Raw genomic sequence first — 23534 nt, forward strand, 5'->3', positions numbered from 1 at the left:
GTCCTCCCTAGCTGACCGGGCGGCCCCGCCAGGTCAGGCGGCGTCGCTTTCGCAGATGGTACGACCGCAGGGTCAGCCAACCGAGGACCACGACCGACACGGGGTGTGCGAGCGCGTCGGGCCACCACCGACCACCGGTCGCGCGGGCGGTGAGCACCCGCCCGGCCACTCCGAGCAGGTAGCCGGCCAGGCCCACGGCGGCCACCGCCGGCGCGCCGGCCACCACACCGATCAGCGCGATCAGCGGTGGGGCGGTGTAGAGCAGCAGCAGCGCCGCCACCACTGCCGCCGCCGCGCCCGGGTGCCCGAACGACGCCCAGAGCGACTTCGAGTACCCGTCGCGCAGTTGCGGCCAGTCGTCGTACATCCGGCAGGTGGCCAGCCGGGAGCCGTCGGCCAGGGCGATCCGCCCGCCGGCCCGCTTGACCGCCCGGGCCAGCTCGACGTCCTCCAGGATCTTGTCGGCGACCGCGGCGTGCCCGCCGGCGGTGGTGTAGCCGGCCCGGTCCACCACCAGGAACTGCCCGCCCGCCGCGGCCAGCGACGGCCGCGGCGAGCGCTCCATCGCGCGCAGCGGCAGGAAGGTCAGCCACAGCCACTGCAACAGCGGCTGCACCAACCGGTCGGCGGCCGTCGCCACCACGATCCGGGGGTACGGCGACAGCAGCGTCACCCGGGCGGCGCGCAACTCGGTGACGGCGGCGGCCACGGCGTGCGGGGCGAGCACCACGTCGGCGTCGACGAAGACCAGCACGGTGGCGTCCGGGTCGGCCCGGGTGGCCAACTGCCAGCAGGCGTGCGGCTTGCCCAGCCAGCCCGACGGCGGGGAGACCCCGGTGAGCAGCGTGACCCGGGGGTCGTCGCCGGCCACCGCGCGGACCACGTCGGCGGTGCCGTCGGTGGACCCGTCGTCGAGGACCACGACGCGCAGCCCGGGTACGCCGCGCTGGGCGAGCAGGGCGCGCAGGCAGGGCGTGACCCGGGTGGCCTCGTCGCGCAGCGGCAGGAGCACGGCCACCGGCTCGTCGACGTCGTCGGGCCGGTCGGTGGGCCGACGCAGCCAGCGGGCGGCGTTGAGCCAGATGTGCCCGGTCAACGCGGCGGTGGCGACCAGCAGGGCGAGCAGGACGGTCATCGGGTCGCGTCGACGCCGGGGCGGTGTGGCTGGTGGTCCGCCGGCCGGGGGTGACGGCCGCGCTGGGCACGCAGCAGGGCCACCGCCAGGGGTACGGCGGTCACCGACATGCCAGCGGCGCCCCAGAGCGCCGAGGCGGGCAGGTCGAGGAAGACGGCGTGGGCCAGGATGCTGGAGAAGTACGTCCACAGGTAGAGCGCGACCATGGGGTGGTCCCGCCGGTCGGTGTGCTCGACGGCCGGCCCGGCCAGCGGGCGCAGCGCGCTCATCATCAGCACCGCGAAGAGCAGCCAGCCCAGGTAGTTGCTGACCGGGATGCCGGCCAGGCCGGGCAGGGCCGGGGTGGCGTCGCGCCAGACCCAGTAGCCCTCGGCCACCATCTGCGGGTCGAGGAAGAGGTCCCAGGCGGCCAGCCCCACAGTGGCCAGCGCGATCCGCGCCACCCATCGCCGCACCGTCGACCCGCCGCCGCCGGCTGCCGACCCGCTGCCGCTGGCTGTTGACGCGCTGCCGCCAGCTGTCGACCGGCTGCCGCTGGCTGTCGGCCCGGTGCCGTTGGCTGTTGCGGCGTTGCCGCCGGTCAGCCGGACCGCTGCCAGCCAGGCCGGCCAGGCCATCCAGGTCCAGGCCAGCGGAATGATCAGTGGCACGCCGGCCAACTTGGGGCCCAGCTCGCCGGAGTAGTCGTAGCTGCCGAACGGCACGCCGGTGGCCACCCCGATCGCCTCGATCGCGAACCCGCCGCCGGTGGCCACCGCGACCAGGGCCGCCGCCACCCGTGGGCCCCGGCTGAGCAGCGCGTGGCCGACCGAGAGCAGCCAACCGAGGACGACGGTGGCCACGGCGAGCCCGGCCCGGGTGGCGCCGGTGGTGAGCGGGTAGCAGATCTGGGCGAGCACCAGGACGGCGAGCAGCGTCCAGGAGATCCGCCGGGTCATGACGCCGGTGGCTCGAGTGGCAGATCCCGACCGAGTACGCCGAACGGTCGCTCGTCGCCGGGGAAGTGGAAGTCACGCAGTACGTCGACGAAACCGAACCGTCGGTACAACCGCCAGGCCCGCGAGGTCTGCTCGTCGGCCTCCGGGGTGGACAGCAGCACGGTGTCGCCCTCCGCCATGCCGAGCAGCGCGCGCAGCTGACCGGTGCCCAGGCCGTGCCCCTGCGCCGGTGGCCGGACGTGTAGCTCGACCACCTCGAAGCAGTGGGTGAGCCAGCGCGTGCGGGTCGGGGCGTCCAGTGCGCGGTGCACCTGGTCGTGCCACCACTGACCGGAGGCGCCCAGGTAGCCGTAGCCGAAGCCGGCGAGGTGCCCCTCGCTGGTCAGGCTGGCGACCGCCCGGAAACCCGGCCGGCGGACGTGGGTGGCGATGTAACCGCGCCGGGCCTCCAGCAGGTCGGTGCGGTATCCCATCGCCTCGCCGTAGACGGCCACCACGTCGTCCAGCCGCCGGACGAGATCGTCCGGCGTCCAGCGCACCAACCTCATGCCCGTCCACCCTTCACTGTTTCCGGGCCGCCGTCGGCGACCCACCCGAGCACCGACCGGTCGCCGACCACGTCGCGCACCTCGAACCGGGCGAACAGCTCCTCGGCGTACCAGCCCGCGGTGGGGGTTCGCATGATCGCCGCCCGGTGCTCCGGGTGACGGTACGCGAACGCCACCAGGTCCGTCGGGTCGCGCCACACGCTCACCGTGCCCTGCCAACCCAACGGGGCCTCGCCGACCCCGAACCGGGCCAGCAGCCCGGGCGCGTCGCGCAGGGCGGCGGCCACCGGCGGGATCGCCCGCCAGAAGGTGGCCGCCCGGCGGGCCCGCAGCCGGGCCCGGGTCAGTGCCAGCACCGGGCCGGTGACCGGGCCGCCCGGCGGGTCGCCGAACGGCCGCTGGCCGGACCACTCGCCCCTGCTGGTCAGCGGGCGCAGGTCGAGCCGGGCCTGGGCGGGGGCGATGCGCGCCCAGGCCCGCCCGACCGACGAGTCGTCGAAGTCGGCCGCCGCGGCGGGGGAGTCCCAGACGGTCAGCGCCGCCCACCGGGTCAGGTCGGCGTCCCTCGGCCCGAAGTCGGTGCCGGTCCCGGTGCCCAGCAGCTTGCCGAACCGCACGCCCGGGAGGGCGCGCAACCGGCGCGGGTCCAGCGCCATCCGGGTCAGCGCCCGGGGCAGCGCGCCGCGGGAGGTCCGCCACACGTGCAGCGTGACCAGCTCCGGGGCCGCGCTGCCGTGCCTGCTGGTCCGCTCGTCCGGCTCGCTCACGCCTCTACCGAGCGGCGGCGCGGGCGCGTCGCTGCTGTGCCTGCTGGTCCGCTCGCTCACGCCACCTCGGCCGGGGTGCCGGCGGTGACCCGCAGCAGTTCGGCGTAGGTGGTCGGGAAGACCGCCTGGGGTACGCCACCCGCGGCCCAGATCTCCGGGTACGCCGCCAGCGCCGTGTCCACCAGGGTGCGCAGCGGGCGCGGGTGCCCGAGTGGGGCGACCCCGCCGATCGGCTGTCCGGTGTGGGTCCGGACGAACTCCGGGGTGGCCCGGCGCAGCCGGGTGACGCCGATCGATGCCGCCAGGCCGGCGGTGTCGACCCGGTGCGCGCCGGAGGTGAGGACGAGCAGCGGCGTGTCGTCCGCGTCGAAGATCAGTGAGTTGGCGATCTGACCGACCTCGACGTCGAGCGCCTCGGCGGCCGCCGCGGCGGTGTGCACCGCGTCGGGCAGCAGGCGGACCATGCTGGGCTCACCGGCGCCGTCGAGGGTGCCGGCGGCGGTGAGCGCGTCCTGCACCGCCCGTACGTTCGGGTGTGGCTGCATCCCGCCATTCTTCCCGGTCCGCTGGTGGCCGGTTCAGCCGACCGGCACGCTCAGCGCGTCACACGTTGCATTTTCGTCGGAGGGGAGGTGTACTGTCAGCAGCAGTTAGAACGAGTGTTCGATTGCCTCGAACGCCCGTTCCAACCAGCCGGAGCGCGGCGTTTCGCGGCGCCACCTCCGGGCGGTGCGGCTCCGCGGGCCGCACCTGGGTTTCCGGGCAGTCGCGAGCCTGGTCCCAACAGGCAGGAGCGTCGCCCGCCGCCCACGACCCCCGGGCAGCGGGCGACGCACCCGCCGGTCCGCCGGCCGGGTGTGGTGTGGGGAAGCATCCACACCCGGCCGGCCACACCCGGTGCGTCTTCCTCCGCACCACCCCGACCTCGGCGTCTCGTCGGTGGCACCAGCCACCGGAGTGACGTCTCGGCCACGTGGAGGAGAGACATCCATGCCGACCAACCCGGCTCAGGCACCGACGGTGCCGGCGCACGTGCTGCCGCACCGCACCCCCGCCCAGCTCCTCACGTTGGCCCGCCGTGGGCTGGTCGAGGCCGCCCAGACCCGACCTGACGGCCTGCGCTACGCGGCTGCCCACCTGGCTGCCCTGCGCGCGGCGGCGGCCCTGCTCGCCGCCCGGGCCCGACCCGCGCCGAGTCGGCGCAACCGGATCACCAGTGTCTGGGTCCTCCTCTGTGCCGTCGCTCCGGAGCTCGACGAGTGGTCCCGGTTCTTCGCCGCGGGGGCCAGCAAACGCGCCGCCGCCGAGGCCGGCATCCCCCGGGTGGTCAGCGCCCGGGAGGCCGACGATCTGCTCCGCGCCGCCGAACAGTTCGTCACGGTGGTGGAAACCGCGCTCGGCGTGGCCCACCAACCGGCCCTGGACGGCCTGGCCGCCTGATCCCGCCGTGCCACCGGCCGCCTCGCGGGGGGAGCCGGGCGGCCGGTGGCGCGGCGTGCCGGTCCTGATCTGATCCACAGCAACGACGGGGGAGTTGGTCCAATGGCGGGCCGCATGGTGGTCGGTTCCGCCGCGCTGGCCGATCTGGTGCGCCCGGCGAGCGCACCCGACCCGGTCGGTGGGCACCGGGTGCTGCCGGTGGTGCCCGAGCTGACCGGTCTGCTGCCCAACCGGGGCCTGCGCCGGGGCAGCACCATCGCGGTCGCCGCCGGCCAGCCCCGCCGCAGCGGCGGCACCTCACTGATGCTGGCCCTGCTCGCCGAGGCGTCCCGGGCCGGCTCGTGGTGCGCCGTGGTCGGGGTGCCGACGTTCGGCGCGGGCGCCGCCGCTGAGCTGGGCATCGCCCTGGACCGGTTGGCCCTGGTGCCGAACCCGGGCCCCGAGTGGGCCACCGTGGTCGCCGCGCTGATCGACGGGGTGGACGTCGTGGTCACCACCGTGCCGTCGACGGTCTCCGCCTCGGTCGCCACCCGGCTGGCCGCCCGGGCCCGGCAGCGCGGCAGCGTGCTCGTCCCGTACGGCCGGTGGGACGGCGCGGACGTGACGCTGCAGGTGGTCCGTGGAGTCTGGGAGGGGCTCGGGCTGGGCCGGGGGCGGTTGCGCCGCCGGGAGATCACCGTCTCGGCGCGCGGGCGCGGGGCGGCCGCCCGACCCAAGGAGATCAAGGTCTGGCTCCCGGGTGACGAGCTGACCCGGGTGATCCCTCGTACGCTGCCGTCGCCCGTGGGCCGATCGGCCGCGCCACTCGCACTGGTCGGTCGGGGGTGAGCGGCGCACCGCCACGGACCCTGCTGCTGTGGTGCCCGGACTGGCCGGTGCTCGCCGCCGAGATCGTCGACGGGGTGCCGGCGACCGGCCCGGTCGCCGTGCTGCACGCCAACCGGGTGGTCGCCTGCTCCGAGCGGGCCCGCGCCGAGGGGGTGCGTCGAGGGCTGCGCAAGCGGGAGGCGCAGGGTCGCTGCCCGCAGCTCACCGTCGTGGAGTACGACCCCGGTCGGGACGCCCGGGCGTTCGAGCCGGTGGTCGCCGCGGTGGAGGAGCTGGTCGCCGGCGTCGAGGTGGTCCGTCCGGGTGCCTGCGCGGTGGCCGCCCGGGGGCCGGGTCGTTACCTCGGCGGCGAGGAGGCGGCCGCCGAGCGGATCATCGAGCACGTGGCGCAGTCGTGCCTGGTGGAGAGCCAGGTCGGCATCGCCGACGGGGTGTTCGCGGCCGGGTTGGCCGCTCGCGCCGGCCGGGTGGTGGCACCCGGCGGGACACCGGAGTTCCTGGCCGGGTTGCCGGTCGAGGCGCTCGGCCGGTCGGCGCTGGCCGACCTGCTGCGCCGACTGGGGGTACGCACCCTCGGCGACTTCGCCGCCCTGCCGGCCGGTGACGTGCTGGCCCGGTTCGGGTTCGACGGTGCGCTGGCGCATCGACTGGCCGCCGGGCGGGACCACCGCCCACTCGCCGTCCGGCAGCCGCCGGCCGACCTGACGGTGACCGCACAGCACGACGACCCGATCGACCGGGTCGACGCGGCGGCGTTCGTGGCCCGGGCGCTGGCTGAGCAGCTGCACGAGCGGCTGGCCGGGCACGGGCTGGCCTGCACCCGGCTCGGCATCGAGGCGGTCACCGAGCACGGGCAGGAGCTGCACCGGGTGTGGCGGCACGATGGCCTGCTCACCGCCGCGGCCATCGCCGACCGGGTGCGCTGGCAGCTCGACGGGTGGCTCTCCGGAAGCAACGGCCGCGCCGGTGCCCGACCGGCCCGACCGACGGCCGGCATCATCCGGCTGCGGCTGATCCCGGACGGGGTGATCGCCCAGGCCGGTCTGCAGGCCGGCCTCTGGGGGGAGACCGGCGAGGAACGGGAACGCGCGCACCGGGCGTTGAGCCGGGTGCAGGGCATCCTCGGCCCGGAAGCGGTGGTCACCGCGGTGCTCGGTGGTGGGCGCTCCCCGGCCGACCAGGTGCGACTGGTGCCGTGGGGCGACGAACGCCTCCCCGCCCGCCCCGGCCCGGCACCGCTGCCCGGCGGGCCGGTCACCAGCGGCGCCGACCGGGCCGTCGGCGCCGGTCGGCCGGCGGACCGCGGTGCGGGCGCGGTTCCGCCGTGGCCGGGCCGGCTGCCGGCGCCCGCGCCGGCGGTGGTGCTGCCCAGCCCGCTCGCGGCGACGGTGCACGACGCCGCCGGTGAGCCGGTGGTGATCAGCGCTCGGTTGGTGGTGAGCGCCCCACCGGTCCGGCTGGTGGTAGGCACCGGCCAGCCGGCGGAGATCGTGGGCTGGGCCGGCCCGTGGCCGGTGGACGAGCGGTGGTGGGCGCCGGTCGAGGCCCGCCGCCGGGCCCGGTTCCAGGTTAGCCTGGCCGACGGTGCCGCCCTGCTGCTGGCCGTCGAGGCCGGGCAGTGGCTGGTGGAGGCGATCTATGACTGAGCCGGTGCTCCCCAGGTCGGAGGCGGACGCCCGATGAGCTTCCACAATCCGAAGATGCCCTGGTCGGAGCTGGAGCGGGTGCTCTCCGGGCGGGCCAGCGGCGGCTCCGGCCGGCCGGGCGGCGGGCGGTCGCGCGAGGAGCGGCACCTGCACGTGGTGGACCCGCTCGCCGTGGACGCCGATGGCGGCGACTCCCCGGCCTGGAGCCGCCGCCGCGAGCAGTACCAGCCACCAGAGCTGACCCGCCCCGACGGCGTGGTGCCCTACGCGGAGCTGCACGCGCACACCAACTTCAGCTTCCTCGACGGCGCCAGCCACCCGGAGGAACTGGCCGAGGAGGCGGCCCGGCTGGGGCTCACCGCGCTCGCCGTCACCGACCACGACGGCTTCTACGGGGTGGTCCGCTTCGCCGAGGCGGCTCGTACGTTGGGCCTGCCGACCATCTTCGGCGCGGAGCTGTCCCTCGGCCTGCCCGGCCCACAGAACGGCGAGCCCGACCCGCACGGCGCGCACCTGCTGGTGCTCGCGCACGGCCACGAGGGGTACGCCCGGCTGGCCACCACCATCGCCCGCGCCCAGCTACGTGGCGGGGAGAAGGGCCGCCCGGATTACGGGGACCTGGAGGAGGTCGCCGCCGAGCTGCGTGACCATGTGCTGGTGCTGACCGGCTGCCGCAAGGGGCACGTGCCGGGGGCGCTGCTCACCGAGGGGGTGGACGCGGCGGCCCGCGAGCTGGACCGGCTGACCGCGCTCTTCGGGGCGGAGACGGTGGCCGTGGAGCTGACCGACCACGGCCATCCCATCGACGCCGACCGCAACGACGCGCTCGCCGATCTGGCCGCCGCGGCCGGGTTGCCGACGGTGGCCAGCAACAACGTGCACTACGCCAGCCCCGGCCGGCGGCGGCTGGCCACCACCGTCGCCGCGGTCCGGGCCCGACGCAGCCTGGACGAGATCGACGGCTGGTTGCCCGCGGCGGCCACCGCCCACCTGCGCAGCGGCGCGGAGATGGCGGCCCGGTTCGCCGCGTACCCGGGTGCGGTGGCGCGGGCCGCCGAGTTCGGCGCCGAGTTGGCCTTCGACCTCCAGCTCGTCGCGCCGCAGCTACCGGCGTACCCGGTGCCGCCGGGGCACACCGAGATGAGCTGGCTGCGGAAGTTGACCGCTGACGGGGCGCACGAGCGCTACGGGCCGCCGCAGGCGCACCCGACGGCGTACGCGCAACTCGACCACGAACTGAACATGATCGAGGAGCTGGGTTTCCCCGGCTACTTCCTGGTGGTCTACGACATCGTCACGTTCTGCCGGGACCAGGACATCTACTGCCAGGGTCGGGGTTCGGCGGCCAACTCGGCGGTCTGCTACGCGTTGCGGATCACCAATGTCGACGCGGTCCGGCACCAACTGCTCTTCGAGCGGTTCCTCGCCCCGGAACGGGACGGCCCACCGGACATCGACGTGGACATCGAGTCCGACCGCCGGGAGGAGGTGATCCAGCATGTCTACACCCGCTACGGCCGGGAGCACGCCGCCCAGGTCGCCAACGTCATCTCCTACCGCCCCCGGTCGGCCGTGCGGGACGTGGCCAAGGCCTTCGGCTACTCGCCGGGGCAGCAGGACGCCTGGAGCAAGCAGATCGACAGGTGGGGCTCGGTCGCCACGGTCGATGTCGAGAACATCCCCGAGCAGGTGGTGGAGTACGCCAACGAGTTGCAGACGTTCCCCCGGCACCTGGGCATCCACTCCGGTGGCATGGTGATCTGCGACCGGCCGGTGATCGAGGTCTGCCCGGTGGAGTGGGGGCGGATGCCCGGGCGCAGCGTCCTGCAATGGGACAAGGACGACTGCGCCGCGGTGGGCCTGGTCAAGTTCGACCTGCTCGGTCTGGGCATGCTCTCCGCCCTGCACTACGGCTACGACATGATCGGGTCCCGGCTCGACCTGGGTGACATGACCCTGGACGACCCGGAGGTCTACGACATGCTCTGCCGGGCCGACTCGGTCGGGGTGTTCCAGGTGGAGAGCCGCGCCCAGATGGCCACCCTGCCCCGGCTCAAGCCCCGTGAGTTCTACGACCTGGTGGTCGAGGTGGCGCTGATCCGCCCCGGCCCCATCCAGGGCGGTTCGGTGCACCCGTTCATCCGCCGCAAGAACGGCCAGGAGGCGGTGACCTTCGCGCACCCGCTGATGCGCAACGCCCTGGAGAAGACCCTGGGTGTGCCGCTGTTCCAGGAGCAGCTGATGCAGCTCGCCATCGACCTGGCCGGCTTCGACGCGGCCGAGGCCGACCAGTTGCGCCGGGCGATGGGCGCCAAACGGTCGGTCGAGCGGATGACCCGGATCGCCGACCGGCTCTACGCCGGGATGGCCGAGCGGGGCATCACCGGTGAACTGGCCGACGACGTCTACCGCAAGCTCACCGCGTTCGCCAGCTACGGCTTTCCGGAGAGCCACGCGATGAGCTTCGCCTACCTGGTCTACGCCAGCTCCTGGCTCAAGCGCTACCACCCGGCGCCGTTCCTGGCCGCGCTGCTCAACGCCCAGCCGATGGGTTTCTACTCGCCGCAGACCCTGGTCGACGACGCCCGCCGGCACGGGGTGGAGGTCCGTCGTCCGGACATCAACGCCAGCGGGGCTCTGGCGGTGCTGGAGTCCACCCCGGAGACCCGGTGGGGCAGCGGGCCGGGGGAGCCGCCGCACGCCTGGGGGCTGGGCGGCCCCGCCGTCCGGCTCGGCCTGTCCAGCGTGCGGACCCTCGGCGCCGACGTGGCCGAACGGATCGAGGCCGAACGGGTCGCCGGCGGGGCGTACCGGGACATGCCGGACGTGGCCCGGCGGCTCGGTCTCACCGCCGCGCAGCTGGAGGCGTTGGCCACCGCGGACGCCTTCGCCTGTTTCGGGCTGAGCCGGCGGCAGGCGCTGTGGGCCGCCGGTGCCGCGGCCCAGGACCGGCCGGGTCGGCTGCCCGGCACGGTGACCGGGGCGGCGGCGCCCACGCTGCCCGGGATGGAGGCGGTGGACCGGCTGGTCGCCGACGTGTGGGCCACCGGGTTGTCGCCGGAGAGCCATCCCGCCCGGTTCATCCGGGGTCAGCTCGACGTGCTCGGCGCGGTGCCGATCGCCCGGCTCGGCCGGGTGGAGCCCGGCCAACGGATCCGGGTCGGCGGCATCGTCACCCACCGGCAGCGCCCGGCGACCGCGGGCGGGGTCACCTTCCTCAACCTGGAGGACGAGACCGGGATGCTCAACGTCACCTGTTCGCCGGGGCTGTGGCAGCGCTACCGGCGGGTGGCGCGGACCAGCGCCGCGCTGGTGGTCCGGGGGCGACTGCAACGGCACGAGGGGGTGACCAATCTGGTCGCCGACCGACTGGACGCCATCGAGCCGCCGGTCAGCCCCGCCTCCCGTGATTTCCGCTGATCGGGGCCTCAGGTTTGAACGTCCTGAGAAGAGGAGAAGTGCAGGTCGCGGGCAAGGTAGCCCGCGACCTGTTCGGGAGGCCTCATGTCACGGAAGCTGCGGGCGACCGCGTTCGCCGGGGTGCTCACCCTGGCACTCACCGGCTGTGGAGGAGTCGGCGGCGGCAACGACGAGGGCGGCGGTGGCACCGCCACCAGGGGCGCGCTCAGCACCATGGGTTTCGGCTTCTCCGACGAGATCGCCACCACCCGGGTCGAGGCGTTCAAGCGGGACAACCCGGACGTCGAGCTGAAGGTCACCGAGGGCGCGTTCGACGAGCAGCAGTTCCTCTCCGCGGTCGCCTCGGGAAACCCGCCAGACCTGGTCTACATGGACCGCAAACTGATCGGCACGTACGCCAAGCGGGGCGCCATCCAGCCGCTGACCCAGTGCGTCGACAAGCAGGACATCGACCTGGCGCAGTACCGGCCCGCCGCCCGCGAGCAGGTCACCCTGGACGGCACCGTCTACGGCATCCCGGAGTTCTCCACCGTCCGGGTGGTCTACCTCAACGAGGGGCTGCTCAAGAAGGCCGGACTGACCGCTGACCAGGTCAACCTGGCCGACTGGGCCGCGTTGCCCGCGCTCAACGCCAAGTTGGCCTCGGTCTCCGGTGGTCGGCTCGCCCGGATCGGCATCGACCCGAAGGTCCCCGAGTTCCTGCCGATGTGGGCCAAGGCCAACGGCGTCGACATGCTCTCCGCCGACGGTCGCGCCGCCAAGCTGGACGATCCCAAGGTGATCGAGGCGTTGACCACCGGGGTCAACCTGATCCAGCAGCAGGGTGGCTGGGGCGCCTTCAAGTCGTTCCGGGACACCTTCGACTTCTTCGGCGCGCAGAACCCGCTGTCGAAGAACCAGATCGTGGCGTGGCCCATGGAGGAGTGGTTCCTCAACCAGGCCGCCAAGAACTCCCCGAACGCCGAACTGGTGGTCAAGCCGTTCGTGGACCGGCAGGGTAAGCCGCTGACCCAGTCCGCCGGACAGGCCTGGGTGATCACCAAGGGCGCGAAGAACCCGGACGCCGCGTGCGCGTTCGTCAAGAAGATGACCGCCACCGACACCTGGCTGGCCGCCGCGAAGGCCCGGGTGGATGCCCGCAAGGCCGCCGGCCAGCCGTTCACCGGCGTCTACACCGCCAACGCCGAGGCCGACAAGAAGATCTTCGACGAGCTGTACCAGCCGACCGGCAACAAGCGGTTCGACGACGCGGTGGCGACCATCCGTTCGGTGCAGGACGCCGCGTTCGCGCTGCCCGCCTCGCCGGCCGGCGCCGAGTTCGACAAGGCGTACTACGACGCGGTGAACCGGGTGCTCGCCGGCCAGGAGCAGCCCGCGCAGGCGTTGCAGCGCGCCCAGCGGGAGGCCACCGCGGCACTCGACAAGGCCGCGAAGTAGTCCACGATGGCCACCGTCACCCCTCCCGTCCCGGGCCGGCGGCACCGTACGCCGTTGGCCCGGCGGGAGGCCCGCTGGGCGTACCTCTTCCTGGCGCCCTGGATCATCGGTTTTCTGATCTTCTATGCCGGGCCGATGCTCGCCAGCCTCTGGTTGAGCTTCACCGAGTACGACGTGATCAACCCACCGGAGTACACCGGGCTGGACAACTACCGGCAGCTGATGAGCGACCCGGCGGTGGCCCGCAGCCTCGGCAACACGGTCTACTACACGGCGCTGCACGTCCCGCTGGTGATGCTCATCTCGCTGGGGCTGGCACTGCTGCTCAAGCGGGTCGGCCGGTTGCAGGGTTTCTTCCGGACGGTCTTCTACCTGCCGGTGATGACCCCGGCGGTGGCGGTCGGGATCCTGTTCCTGCTGCTGCTCAACACCCAGGACGGCCTGATCAACCGCGTCCTGGGGCTGGTCGGGATCGCGGGTCCGAGTTGGACCACCGACCCGCACTGGGTGATGCCCGGCATCATCCTGATGAGTCTGTGGAGCCTCGGCTCCACTGTGATCATCTACCTGGCCGCGTTGCAGAACGTGCCCCGCGACCTGTACGAGGCGGCGGCCATCGACGGCGCCGGCCCCTGGGCCCGGTTCCGTTCGGTCACCCTGCCGATGATCTCGGGCGCGCTGTTCTTCACGTTGATCGTCAACACGATCGCGTCGCTGCAGATGTTCACCGAGGTCTACACCATGTACTTCGGCAACCGGGAGACCCAGAACACGTTCAACAGCGACGCGGCCAGCTTCTACGTCATCCACCTGTTCCAGGAGGCGTTCCAGTTCCTGCACATGGGCTTCGCCTCGGCGATGGCGTGGCTACTTTTCGTGATCATCTTGATCATCACTCTGATACAGGTGAAACTCAGCAACCGGTTCGTGTACTACGAGGGAGAAGACAAGTGACGGGGATGATGGGCCACAACGGCGTGGCCAACGCGCGACGTACCCGACTGACCAACGGTTGGGTGCCCGAGCAGCTTGAGCCGCGCGAGTACCAGATCATCGACGGCCCGGTGGCCAACGCCCGACGGTCCCGGGCGGAGGACGATCCAGCAGCCGGGGACCAGTCGTGACGACCGCCGTCGAACGGGGCGCCGCCGCACCGGTACCCGGCCTCCGGCCGGGCCGGTCGGCGGCGCGCCGCCCGCCCGCCGAGCCGGCCCGCCGGCCGATCTGGCATCGGGTGCTGTTCGTCGCGGCGCTGGTCGGCGCCGCTGTGCTCTTCATGCTGCCGTTCGTCTGGCTGGTCAGCGCCTCGTTACGCCCCCGCGAGTACGTCTTCGCCCCCGGCTTCCTGCCCACCCCGTTCGCCCCGGAGAACTACGCCGAGGCGTGGCGGGCCGTGCCGCTGCTGACCTGGTTCGGCAACAGCGTGCTGGTCGGGGTGGCCGCCGCCGCCGCGGTGACCCTCTCCAGCGCCTGGGTGGCGTTCGGCTTCGCCTACTTCCGGTTCCCCGGCCGCAACCTGCTCTTCGGGCTGGTGCTGGCGACCATGATGCTGCCGTTCGCGGTCACCATGATCCCGACGTACCTGATCTGGTCGAAGCTGGGGTTGACCGACACCCAGGTGCCGCTCTGGGCCGGCAACCTGTTCGGCTCGGCGTTCTACATCTTCCTGCTGCGACAGTTCCTGCTCTCGCTGCCCCGGGAATACTTCGAGGCCGCCCGGATGGACGGGGCGAGCTACCCGCAGCTGTTCTGGAAGCTGGCCTTTCCGCTGATCCGGCCGGCGCTGCTGGTCGCCTTCGTCTTCGAGTTCAAGGCCAGCTGGACGGACCTGCTCAAGCCGCTCATCTACCTGCGCAACGAGCAGCTCTACACCCTGCCGCGCGGCCTCAAGGTCGTGCTGGACCGGTTCGGGTACGGCGGTGAGCAACAGTGGGAGATCGTGCTCGCCGGCAGCGTGCTGGCCACCGTCCCGATGATCATTCTGTTCTTCCTGGCACAGCGGCACTTCGTCGAGGGCATCGCCACCACCGGCCGCAAGGGCTGACCGGGTGACTAGGCTCGACCGGGTGGAGCAGACCCGAGGCCGGTTCGCCGAGCCGCCGCTGACACCCCGCACCGCCGTGATCTGGTCGGTGCTCCGCGCCGAACTGGACCGGCGGGGCGACGCCGAGCTCACCGTGCTGGACGTGGGCGGCGGCACCGGCGGTTTCGCCGTTCCGCTGGCCCGCGCCGGGCATCGGGTCACCGTCGTCGACGCCAGCCCCGACGCGCTCGCCGCGCTCACCCGCCGCGCGGCCGAGGCCGGGGTGGCCGACCGCATCGCCGCCGTGCAGGGCGACGGTGACGCCCTCGCCGGGCTGGTCGAGCCGGCCGGCGTCGACCTGGTGCTCTGCCACGCCGTCCTGGAGGTGGTCGACGACCCGACGCCGGTGGTGGCCGCGCTGGCCACCGCGTTGCGCCCGGGCGGCGCGGCCAGTGTGCTGGTGGCCGGCCGGGCCGCCGCCGTGCTGGGCCGCGCGATGAACGGGCACCTGGACGTCGCGACCACCCTGGCCGCCGATCCGGCCGGCACCGCGGGGCCGCGCGACACGCTGCGCCGGCGCTACGACGCCCCCGGCGCCGCCGCGCTGCTCGGCGCCGCCGGGCTCGTGGTCGAGGAGATCCACGGGGTACGCGTGCTGGCCGACCTGCTGCCGGCCGCGGTCGCCGATGGGCAGTCCGCCGCCGTGGTCGAGCTGGAACGGGCGCTGGCCGCCCAACCGCCGTACCGGGACCTGGCCGCCCAACTGCACCTGTTCGCCCGCCGCCCCGCATGATCGCCGAGGCCGGTGGCGGGCCGCCGCTGGAGATCCTCGGGCCGGATCACCGCGGTGGCCGGCTCGCCGACGTGCTGCCCAGCGCGCTGGCCGTGCTCGGCGTGCCCGGCTCGACCGACCCGCTCGGGCTCGGGCCCGCGCTGGCCGGGGTACGCCGGATCGCCGTGCTGCTGGTCGACGGGCTCGGCTGGTACCAGCTGCCGACCGCGGCCCCGTACGCGCCCACGGTCGCCGGGCTCGCCGCGACGACGGCCCGGCCGCTCATCGCCGGTTTCCCGTCGACCACCCCGACCAGCCTGGTGTCGCTGGGCACCGGTGTCGCGCCGGGCGCGCACGGGGTGCTCGGCTTCACCGTGCGGGTGCCCGGCACCGATCGGGTGCTCACCCACACCGACTGGGCCGCCGATCCGTCGCCGCTGCGCTGGCAGCCGGTGCCCACCCAGCTGGAGCGGGCCCGCGCCGCCGGCGTGACGACGACAGTGGTGAGTCGGCCGGAGTTCGGCGGCAGCGGGTTGACCCTGGCCGCCAATCGGGGTGGCGACTTCCGGGGCGCCGCCGGCGGGGACGCGGTGGCCACCGCCATGCTGGCCGCGCTGGCCGCCGGCGCCGGGCCCACCCTGGTCTCCGGCTACCACGCCGACCTGGACCGGCACGGCCACGTCAGCGGCATCGACTCGGCGCCCTGGCGGGCCGCCGCCACCGAGGTGGACGCCCTGGTCGCCCGGCTTGTCGACGGGCTGCCGTCGGACGCGGCGCTGCTGGTGACCGCCGACCACGGGCAGCTCGACATCCCCACCGCGCACCGCTTCGACCTGGACACCGACCCGCGACTGCGGGCCGGCGTGCGACTGGTGGCCGGCGAGGCCCGGGTGCGCTACCTGCACGTCGAACCGGGCGCTGTCGACGACGTGCGGGCCGCCTGGTCGGAGGTGCTGGGCGCCACGGCCCGGGTACGCACCCGCGCCGAGATGGTGGCCACCGGCTGGTTCGGGCCGGTGCCCGAGGAGCACCTGGGCCGGATCGGCGACGTGGTGGTGACCTGCAACGACACGTACGCGGTCATGGCCAGTCGCACCGAGCGGCCGATGGCGTCGAAGCTGGTGGCCTACCACGGGTCGGACACCGCCGCCGAGCTGACCGTGCCGCTGCTGGTCGTCCGGGGCTGACCGAAGGACGGTTCGGCCCGCCGGCCGATGGTGGTGTCGTACCGCCGGGTTAACCTGCCGGGATGGGCCGCAGTCAGTCGTTGCCCCGGGGCGACGATCCGCGCTTCGGGCCGGACGCCGACGACTCCGCCAGCCCGATCCTGCACGTCGACATGGACGCCTTCTTCGCCGCAGTCGAGGTGCGCCGCCGCCCCGAGCTGCGCGGCCGGCCGGTGATCGTCGGCGGCGTCGGCCCGCGCGGGGTGGTCAGCTCGGCCAGCTACGAGGCCCGCCGGTACGGCGTACGCAGCGCCATGCCAACCAGTCAGGCCCGGGCCCGCTGCCCCCACGCGGTCTACCTGCCACCGGATTTCTCCGCCTACACAGCCGCCTCCCGGGCGGTCATGCAGATCTTCCGAGACGTCACGCCGTTGGTCGAGCCGCTCTCCCTCGACGAGGCGTTCCTCGACGTGACCGGCGCCCGCCGGCTCTTCGGCTCCCCGGCCACCATCGCCCGGCTGATCCGACGCCGGGTCGCCGACGAGCAGGCGCTGACCTGTTCGGTCGGGGTGGCGCCGACCAAGTTCGTGGCCAAGCTGGGCTCCACCCGGGCCAAGCCGGACGGCCTGCTGGTCGTGCCCCCGGGGCAGGTGCTCGACTTCCTGCACCCGCTGCCGGTGGACGCCCTGTGGGGGGTGGGGGAGCGCGCCGCCGAGGCGCTGCGTCGGCTCGGCCTGACCACCGTCGGCGACCTGGCCGAGGCGCCGGTGGGCATGCTCCGCCGAGCCGTCGGTGCCGCCTCGGCGTCCCACCTGCACGAGTTGGCCTGGGGACGCGACCCGCGCGGGGTCAGCCCCGAGCACGTCGACAAGTCGATCGGCGCCGAGGTGACCTTCGACGTCGACGTGGCCGACCCACTGGAGATCCGCCGTGCGTTGCTCGCCCTCAGCGCGAAGGTCGGCGTCCGGCTGCGTGGTTCCGGGCAGGTCGGGCGCACCGTCTCACTCAAGGTCCGGCTGGCCGACTTCCGCACCGTGAGCCGATCTCGCACCCTGGACGTTCCCACCGACACCGCCCGGGAGATGTTCGACACGGTCTGGGCGCTCTACACCGCCTTGGACCCGGGCGAGCGGATCCGACTCGTTGGTGTCCGGGTGGAAGGGCTCGCCCCGGCGCAGGGCGCCCCCCGGCAACTCACCCTCGGCGCGCCCGAGCGTGGTTGGCGCGAGGCGGAAGCTGTCGCGGACGCCGCCGCTGCCCGTTTCGGGCGGTCCGTCATAGGTCCGGCCAGTCTGATGGGCGACCGTGATCCCCGTCGAAACGAAAATCCACCCCGCCCATAGGTCGTCCCGCTTTCCGACGCGCGAGCCCCCTCGTAGACTTGGGGGTAAGCAGCCGGTCGGCTGCCACGGTCTGTCGGCCCGAGTGGGCCCGACCAACGTGACCGGGGAGGAGTGCCGTGCCGCTCTCGGAGCACGAGCAGCGGCTGTTCGAGCAGATCGAGCGGTCGCTTGCCGAGGACCCCAAATTCGCCTCGGCCGTGCGCGCCAGCGATCCGCGCTTCCATGCGCGGCGTCGCCTGCTCGTCGCCGCCGGCGTCATCATCGCTGGCTTGGCTCTACTGGTCTATGGCGCGGTGATCAAGACTCCACCACTGGCGGTGGCGGGCTTCGTCGTCATGCTGGCGTCGGCCGCGTTCGCGGTGCAGTCGCACCGACGGGCGCAGTCACCCGACCTGCACGTGGTGGGCGGCACGACGAGTCGTCGTCGTCCCCGCGGTGGCCGATCCGGTCGCCGGTCGTCAATCCTGGACCGCATGGAGGACAGGTGGCGGCAGCGCCCGGAGGGGCACCGCTGAGCCGGTCCCGCCGCTGAGGCGGGCCGTACGCCGCGACGAGCGGTCGCCGGGCACAGGCCTCGGCGACCACCGTCGTATCCGCACGCCCTCTACCGCTGCCCGATCTCCCGCAGGATGCCCCGATCCGCAGAAGCATCCCACCGAGGAGCGACCACGCTCCGCATGAACGTGCTCGATCCTGGATGTAGTGGCATCGTGCGCCAGGGAAGGGCCCACTTCCTGGATCGAACACGATCTTGGGTGGCTCGGTATCCGTTGAGCCGCCGCACCATGCCGGCCCGGCGTCGCCACCCCACGCCACTCATGATCACTTGATGGTGTGCAGTCGCGAGAACCTATCGGCAACTACCGGTCATCAAGTGATCATGAGCGGCGGAGTGGGTGGGTCGGGGGTTCCGGTCAGCGAGCTGCCCGGTCGGCCAGCAGCCGTCGAGGGTTCCACCGCAGCAGTCGGTACCGGGCCCGCCCGGTGAGCGCCACCATCCGGCCGGACCTGTCCGCCAGGGCGGTACGCCACCGCAGCAGCACCGAGGGTGGCAGCACGGCGGCGAGCAGGCGGGTCCGTCGGTCCGCCCGCGTGGCCAGCGCGCCACGGACCGCGCGTAGCGCCGGCAGCAACCGCTCACCGGTCAGCGGATCCCGTGCGTAGCGGGCTCGCTCCTCCGCCCGGCCGAGCAGCCGTGCCGACCCGATCGCGTCGTCGTCGTCGAGGGCGTCCCGGACCAGCCGGTCCGCGGTCGCCCTGGGCGTCTCGGTCGGATCGACCGGAACCCGGAAGTCCACCAGGGTGTCGAGCAGCTCCGCCCAGGCGGCGTGCGCGTCCGCGCGGGCCCGATTGGCGTCCACGCCGACCACCACCGGCCGCGTCCCCGGCTCGCTGTCGCCGTCGACCTGGGCGGAGGCCATCGCCCCGCTCGGCGCGCGGCCACCGCGTCGACGGCGCAGCGCCATCCGGCGCAGCGCCGGCACCGCGAGCAGCACCAGCAGGGCCACCAGGCCCGCTGCCCACCAGGGCCAGACCGGTGCCTGCTCGTTCGGCGTCGTCCCGCCGAGAGCGACCCCGTCGTCGGTGTCCCGGTCGGCGTTGTCCGGGCCGGCCGGCCCGGCCGAGGACTCCGGGCCCGTCGGGGTGTCGGTGGCGCCGGTCTCCGGGCTGGACGGCTCCGGCGCGTCAGTGTCCGGTGCCCAGGCCGACCGGGTGGAGCCGGGCACCCCGTACGCCGGAGTGGCGTCGAACGGCACCCAACCGGCCCCGTCGAAGTAGACCTCGGTCCAGGCGTGCAGGTTGAGGTTGGTCAGCGTGAAGGTGTCACCGTCGCGCTTGCTGCCGTTGGTGAACCCGAACGCCACCCGGGCCGGGATGCCGGCCGAGCGGACCAACCAGGCCATCGCGGCCGCGTACTGCTGGCAGTAGCCGACCTTGTTGGTCAGGAAGTTGACGATGTCCTGACCGCTGCTGCCGCTCTCGGTGCTCAACCGGTAGCTGAACCCGTTGTCCGCCGAGAAGTGCTGGTAGATCGCCAGCACCCGGTCGTAGTCCGTGCGCTTGCCCTGGATCAGCCCCTTGACCAGCTCCTCCACCTCTGGCACCGCCCCCGGAGTGGCGGTCATCTGCCGGCGTACGGGGTGGTCGGTGGGCAGTGGTTGCGCGGCCCGCAACGCCGCCGGCGTGAAGGTCGAGCGGACGTAGTCGAAGGAGTACTTCCGACCCCGGGAGTTCTCCCGGTTGGAGAAGACGACCTGCTGGTTGGCGTCGTAGAGCCAGTTGTCGCTGAGGTCGTCGGTGCGGGTCGGCTCGGCGTACACCGGCATCAGCGACATGCTCAGGCTCTTGGTGACCTCGACGCTCGCCCGGTAGGTGGTCTGCTGCACGCCTCGACCGGCCCGGTCGGCCGGGTTCGGCAGGTCCCTGTTGACCGACCGGCCGCTGGGGTTGCGCGCCTGGAAACCAGCGGGGCGCAGCTCGTCGGCGACCGCGTAGCGCAGGTAGAACGGGTTCGGCTCGGACGTGGTCACCTTGACCAGGTCGGCCACCTGGGACTGGTTGAGCTGGCCGGCGAGCGAGGCGAACAGGTCGATCCGACCCGACGTGCCGCCCGAGCCGGCCCCGTTGCCGGGGCCGTTGCCCGGCCCCCGGCTGAGCGAGTCGAGCAGCCCGCCGGTCATGCCGGGCACCGCCAGCGGCAGCACCACCGCCAGGGCCACCCCGACCGCCGCGAGCCGGCGGCCGGCGGACGCCAGCGGGGAGGCCTCCCACACGTCGACGTCGCGGCCGTCGCCGGTGAACCGGCGTCCGAAGCGGCGTACCCGGTCGACGTTGTCGGTGACCAGCAGCCAGAGGTAACCGGCGGCGCCCACCACGAACGGCGCCGCGGGGACGCTGTCCACGTAGACGGCGACCGGCACCGAGTAGATGGCGAGCATCGGCAGCCCCGCGAGCGCGGGCCGGCGCAGCCCCACGGCCAGGACGTCCACCAGCACGGCGACCCCGCCGACGCCGAGCACGGCGATGAACAGCAGTGGGTCCGTGTCCGGGACCTCGACCCCGTACGAGCGCATGTCCTGCATGGAGCCGGCGAGCAGGTCGCCGAAGTACGCGAGCGTGCCCGGGGTGGGCAGGATCGCGAGCAGCTCCTCGCCGCTGGGGAACAACCAGGTCAGGGCAAGCACCAGGCCGGCCAGCATGCCCAGCACCTGACCCCACAGTGGTGCCCGGGCGAGTCGGGTCAGCGCGGCCGCCCCGGCCACCACGGCGACCGCGATGATGGACTCGATCAACCACGTCCAGCCCTGGAAGATGGCCGACAGCGGCGCGGCGGCCAGCAGCGTGGCAGCGGCCGCCACCACGCCGATGTTCCGACTGCTGATCATGAGGGGCGCCTTCCGTTCATCGCACGCCGCCGGCGACCGTCTCGGCCAGCGCGGCCCGCAGGGCGAACCCCTGGGCGCCCCGCCCGGCCTGTGGCCACAACGCCGGCAGTCGGCCGCCGTGGTCGACGCCGACGATTCGCCAGCCACTCTGCAACATGGCAAGGACGGCGGCGGCGTGGGCGTGCTCCGCCTCGGCCCGGGCCTTCTCCGGCAGGCTGAGCCAGGTAGAGCTGTTCAGTAGGAAGCCGACGCAGGTGGCGCCGTTGCCGCGCAACCCGGCCAGCAGCTCCGCCTCGGCCACGCTCACCGTGCCGAACAGGCCGATGATCAGACCGCCGTCGGCGCGTTGGCGGACCCGCTGCACGAGGCCGGTGACCTCGGCGCGCTGATCCAGTCGTACCTCCGCGAGGTGGTCGAGCAGCGCGCCGTCCCCGCCGGCCTCCGAGGCGTCCACATCTGCCCCCGAGCCGGTGACCAGGCGCAACTTGTAACCGGCCTGGCGCAGGTGGACGGCGATGCTCGCGGCGGCCGAGACCGACCACTCGAAGCTGGCCGTCGGCCCCTCGCCGCGGTGGCCGTACGCCCGGGTGTCCAGGACGACGGTGGCCCGGCTCTCCCACGGTTGCTCCTCGCGGCGCACCATCAGCTCGCCGGTGCGGGCGGTGGACTTCCAGTGCACCCGGCGCAGGTCGTCGCCGCGCCGGTACTCCCGGGTCGCCGCGTCGTCCTCGCCGTGCACCGCCACCGAGCGGGCCCGGCTGTCGCCGCTGCCCGCGTACTCCCCGGGGAGCCGGACCGACGGCAGCGGGGTGACCTGCGGGATGACCGTCAGGTGGTCGGTGCTGGGGAAGGAACGGGTGAGCTCGCAGAGACCGAACGGGTCGGTCATCCGGACGACGAGCGGGCCCACGTCGTAGCGGCCCCGCACGTCGGCCCGCACGGTGTACGCCACGGAGCTGGCCTGGTGCGCGCCGAGCCGCTCCAGCACCACCCGGGGTCGGCTGCCCAGCGCGTAGGGCAGCCGATCCTCCAGGAGCAGGGTGCCGGTCGGCAGCCGGGAGAGGTTCTGGAGGCGCAGCACCACTCGGGAGTTGGCGCCGACCGGAACCCGGTGCGGGTCCAGGGAACGGTTGCAGGCCAGCTTGTAACGGCTCCGCCCGACGTAGGCGGCGGCCAGCAACGGCAGGATGGCCAACAGCACGGCCACCCGGAGCAGGTCCTTCTCGCCGAGGATGCCGGCCGAGATCGCCGCCGCGACCGCAGCGGCGAGGAAGGAGCGCCCGCGGGTGGTCAGCCCGCGTAGCCCGGCACGCACGTCATGGCCTCCGCGGCTCGTAGGGTGCGCGACCGTTGCCGCTGGCGGGCCGGGTGTCGTACGGGTTGCGCTGCCGGTCGTGTGGCAGCGGCAGGCGGTGCACCAGCTCGGAGACGATCGCGTCGGTGGTGCGTCGGGCGAGCTGGGCGTCGGCGGTCGGGATGATCCGGTGGGCGAGCACCGGCACCGCCAGGGCCTGCAGGTCGTCGGGGAGGACGTAGTCGCGGCCCTCCAGGGCGGCGACCGCCCGGGCGGTGCGCAGCAGTTGCAGGGTCGCCCGGGGGGACGCGCCGAGCCGCAGGTCGGGGGCCTCGCGGGTGGCGGTGACCAGGTCGATCGCGTACTGCTTGACCGCGTCCGCGACGTGCACCTGCCGGACGGTGGCGATCAGCTGCCGGACGATGGCCGCGTCGGAGACCGCGCGCAGCTCGTGCAGCGGGTCGGTGGCGCCGTGCCCGTCGAGCATGGCCAGCTCGGCGTTGGAGTCCGGGTAACCCATCGCGATGCGGGCGGTGAACCGGTCGCGCTGCGCCTCCGGCAGCGGGTAGGTCCCCTCCATCTCGATCGGGTTCTGGGTGGCGATCACCATGAACGGGGTCTGGAGCTGGTACGTCACCCCGTCGACGGTGACCTGCCGTTCCTCCATGCACTCCAGCAACGCCGACTGGGTCTTCGGCGAGGCGCGGTTGATCTCGTCGCCGACCACCAGGTTGGCGAACACGGCGCCGGGACGGAACTCGAAGTCGTGCGTCTCCTGGTTGTAGACGCTGACCCCGGTGACGTCGCTGGGCAGCAGGTCGGGAGTGAACTGGATCCGCCGCACGGTGCAGTCGATGGACCGCGCGAGGGCCTTGGCCAGCTTGGTCTTGCCGACACCCGGGACGTCTTCGATCAGGAGGTGACCCTCGGCGAGCAGGACGGCCAGGGCGAGCCGCACGGTGGCGGTCTTACCCTCGATGACCTGCTCGATGTTGGCCACGATGGCCTCGCTGGCGGCGCGGAACTCGTCGTGCGGCAACAGGCCGCCCACCTCGTCCCAGGTCTGTTGTGTCACGGGCCTCCTCCTCGTCGCCGTCACGGCAGCTCTCTAGAGAGCACCTGGACCCGCCGTTGGGTTCGCGACGTCGAGCCTCGTTTGCCGCAGGAATCTCACTAGTCTCTCAGGCTAACCATGTTTGTCGTTATCGCCGACCCCCGCAGGTAGTCCGTCGGTTACGCACCGATATTCGCCAGCTCGGGGGAACGGGGTCCGACCCGCCCCGGGGGCCGACAGGACGAACCGTGGGCGAGGTACACTGCGGGGCATGGCCGGAGTCTTCCTGCTTCTTACCGGGCCGTGCTGATGCGCTGAACGCAGCGACAGCACGGCG

General features: G+C 73.5%; 20 protein-coding genes. 12 read left to right on the top strand and 8 right to left on the bottom strand.

The window, feature by feature from the left end; translation table 11 throughout:
- Positions 1–7 precede the first annotated feature (7 nt).
- From ACFYL6_RS29185 to ACFYL6_RS29205, 5 genes are read right to left on the bottom strand one after another with little or no spacing between them, the layout of a single operon-like run.
- Positions 8–1135, bottom strand: a complete 1128-nt coding sequence (locus ACFYL6_RS29185; RefSeq protein WP_387176166.1) for a glycosyltransferase — start codon at positions 1133–1135, stop codon at positions 8–10.
- Complete coding sequence (locus tag ACFYL6_RS29190; protein ID WP_387176168.1) at positions 1132–2073, bottom strand: carotenoid biosynthesis protein; 942 nt, start codon at positions 2071–2073, stop codon at positions 1132–1134. Before ACFYL6_RS29190 ends, ACFYL6_RS29185 begins: the two co-directional genes overlap by 4 nt.
- Positions 2070–2621 carry a GNAT family N-acetyltransferase gene (locus tag ACFYL6_RS29195; protein WP_124817698.1) on the bottom strand — a complete coding sequence of 184 codons (552 nt, stop codon included), beginning with the start codon at positions 2619–2621 and terminating at the stop codon, positions 2070–2072. Before ACFYL6_RS29195 ends, ACFYL6_RS29190 begins: the two co-directional genes overlap by 4 nt.
- Positions 2618–3388 carry a monooxygenase gene (locus ACFYL6_RS29200; protein WP_387176308.1) on the bottom strand — a complete coding sequence of 257 codons (771 nt, stop codon included), beginning with the start codon at positions 3386–3388 and terminating at the stop codon, positions 2618–2620. The genes ACFYL6_RS29195 and ACFYL6_RS29200 overlap by 4 nt, the downstream gene beginning before the upstream one ends.
- 56 nt (positions 3389–3444) lie before the next feature.
- Positions 3445–3933 (bottom strand): YbaK/EbsC family protein, encoded by a 489-nt coding sequence (locus ACFYL6_RS29205; RefSeq protein WP_387176169.1) that lies wholly within the window; start codon positions 3931–3933, stop codon positions 3445–3447.
- Between the two features lie 445 nt (positions 3934–4378).
- Between ACFYL6_RS29205 and ACFYL6_RS29210 the strand changes: the two genes are divergently transcribed.
- The 12 genes from ACFYL6_RS29210 to ACFYL6_RS29265 all read left to right on the top strand — a co-directional run bounded on the left by ACFYL6_RS29210 (position 4379) and on the right by ACFYL6_RS29265 (position 17978).
- Positions 4379–4828 carry an SAV_6107 family HEPN domain-containing protein gene (locus ACFYL6_RS29210; RefSeq protein WP_387176171.1) on the top strand — a complete coding sequence of 150 codons (450 nt, stop codon included), beginning with the start codon at positions 4379–4381 and terminating at the stop codon, positions 4826–4828.
- Positions 4829–4930: 102 nt separating this feature from the next.
- Complete coding sequence (locus tag ACFYL6_RS29215) at positions 4931–5656, top strand: hypothetical protein (RefSeq protein ID WP_387176172.1); 726 nt, start codon at positions 4931–4933, stop codon at positions 5654–5656.
- The gene (locus ACFYL6_RS29220; protein WP_387176174.1) at positions 5653–7302 is read left to right on the top strand and encodes a DNA polymerase Y family protein; all 1650 of its coding nucleotides are present in this window, start codon (positions 5653–5655) and stop codon (positions 7300–7302) included. The genes ACFYL6_RS29215 and ACFYL6_RS29220 overlap by 4 nt, the downstream gene beginning before the upstream one ends.
- A gap of 33 nt (positions 7303–7335) precedes the next feature.
- Positions 7336–10722 carry an error-prone DNA polymerase gene (locus tag ACFYL6_RS29225; protein WP_387176176.1) on the top strand — a complete coding sequence of 1129 codons (3387 nt, stop codon included), beginning with the start codon at positions 7336–7338 and terminating at the stop codon, positions 10720–10722.
- A gap of 84 nt (positions 10723–10806) precedes the next feature.
- Positions 10807–12159, top strand: coding sequence for an extracellular solute-binding protein (locus ACFYL6_RS29230; RefSeq protein WP_387176178.1), 1353 nt, complete (start codon positions 10807–10809; stop codon positions 12157–12159).
- Positions 12160–12165: 6 nt separating this feature from the next.
- Positions 12166–13113, top strand: coding sequence for a carbohydrate ABC transporter permease (locus tag ACFYL6_RS29235; protein WP_387176180.1), 948 nt, complete (start codon positions 12166–12168; stop codon positions 13111–13113).
- Positions 13110–13283: a hypothetical protein gene (locus ACFYL6_RS29240; RefSeq protein WP_387176316.1), complete on the top strand. Its 174-nt coding sequence runs from the start codon at positions 13110–13112 to the stop codon at positions 13281–13283. Before ACFYL6_RS29235 ends, ACFYL6_RS29240 begins: the two co-directional genes overlap by 4 nt.
- On the top strand, positions 13280–14203 hold the full coding sequence (locus tag ACFYL6_RS29245; RefSeq protein ID WP_387176182.1) for a carbohydrate ABC transporter permease: 924 nt from the start codon (positions 13280–13282) through the stop codon (positions 14201–14203). Before ACFYL6_RS29240 ends, ACFYL6_RS29245 begins: the two co-directional genes overlap by 4 nt.
- 4 nt (positions 14204–14207) lie before the next feature.
- Positions 14208–14975, top strand: a complete 768-nt coding sequence (locus ACFYL6_RS29250) for a methyltransferase domain-containing protein (RefSeq protein WP_328652824.1) — start codon at positions 14208–14210, stop codon at positions 14973–14975.
- Positions 14972–16141, top strand: coding sequence for an alkaline phosphatase family protein (locus tag ACFYL6_RS29255; protein WP_387176184.1), 1170 nt, complete (start codon positions 14972–14974; stop codon positions 16139–16141). Before ACFYL6_RS29250 ends, ACFYL6_RS29255 begins: the two co-directional genes overlap by 4 nt.
- Positions 16142–16203: 62 nt before the next feature.
- Positions 16204–17463 carry a DNA polymerase IV gene (locus tag ACFYL6_RS29260; protein ID WP_387176186.1) on the top strand — a complete coding sequence of 420 codons (1260 nt, stop codon included), beginning with the start codon at positions 16204–16206 and terminating at the stop codon, positions 17461–17463.
- 116 nt (positions 17464–17579) lie between these two features.
- Positions 17580–17978 (top strand): DUF3040 domain-containing protein, encoded by a 399-nt coding sequence (locus ACFYL6_RS29265; protein ID WP_030334542.1) that lies wholly within the window; start codon positions 17580–17582, stop codon positions 17976–17978.
- Between the two features lie 399 nt (positions 17979–18377).
- Here the strand turns inward: ACFYL6_RS29265 and ACFYL6_RS29270 are convergent, their stop codons facing one another.
- Genes ACFYL6_RS29270 through ACFYL6_RS29280 form a run of 3 tightly spaced genes read right to left on the bottom strand, consistent with a single transcriptional unit; the run spans position 18378 to position 23218 of the window.
- Entirely contained in the window at positions 18378–20849 is a 2472-nt protein-coding gene (locus ACFYL6_RS29270; RefSeq protein ID WP_387176188.1) for a DUF3488 and DUF4129 domain-containing transglutaminase family protein, read from the bottom strand.
- Positions 20850–20865: 16 nt separating this feature from the next.
- Entirely contained in the window at positions 20866–22164 is a 1299-nt protein-coding gene (locus ACFYL6_RS29275) for a DUF58 domain-containing protein (RefSeq protein ID WP_238660592.1), read from the bottom strand.
- 1 nt (position 22165) lies between these two features.
- A complete protein-coding gene (locus ACFYL6_RS29280) occupies positions 22166–23218 on the bottom strand; it encodes a MoxR family ATPase (protein ID WP_238660593.1) in 1053 nt (350 codons plus the stop codon).
- Positions 23219–23534 lie beyond the last annotated feature (316 nt).

It is taken from the genome of Micromonospora sp. NPDC007208, from assembly GCF_042869175.1.
Classification (GTDB): Bacteria; Actinomycetota; Actinomycetes; order Mycobacteriales; family Micromonosporaceae; genus Micromonospora; species Micromonospora foliorum.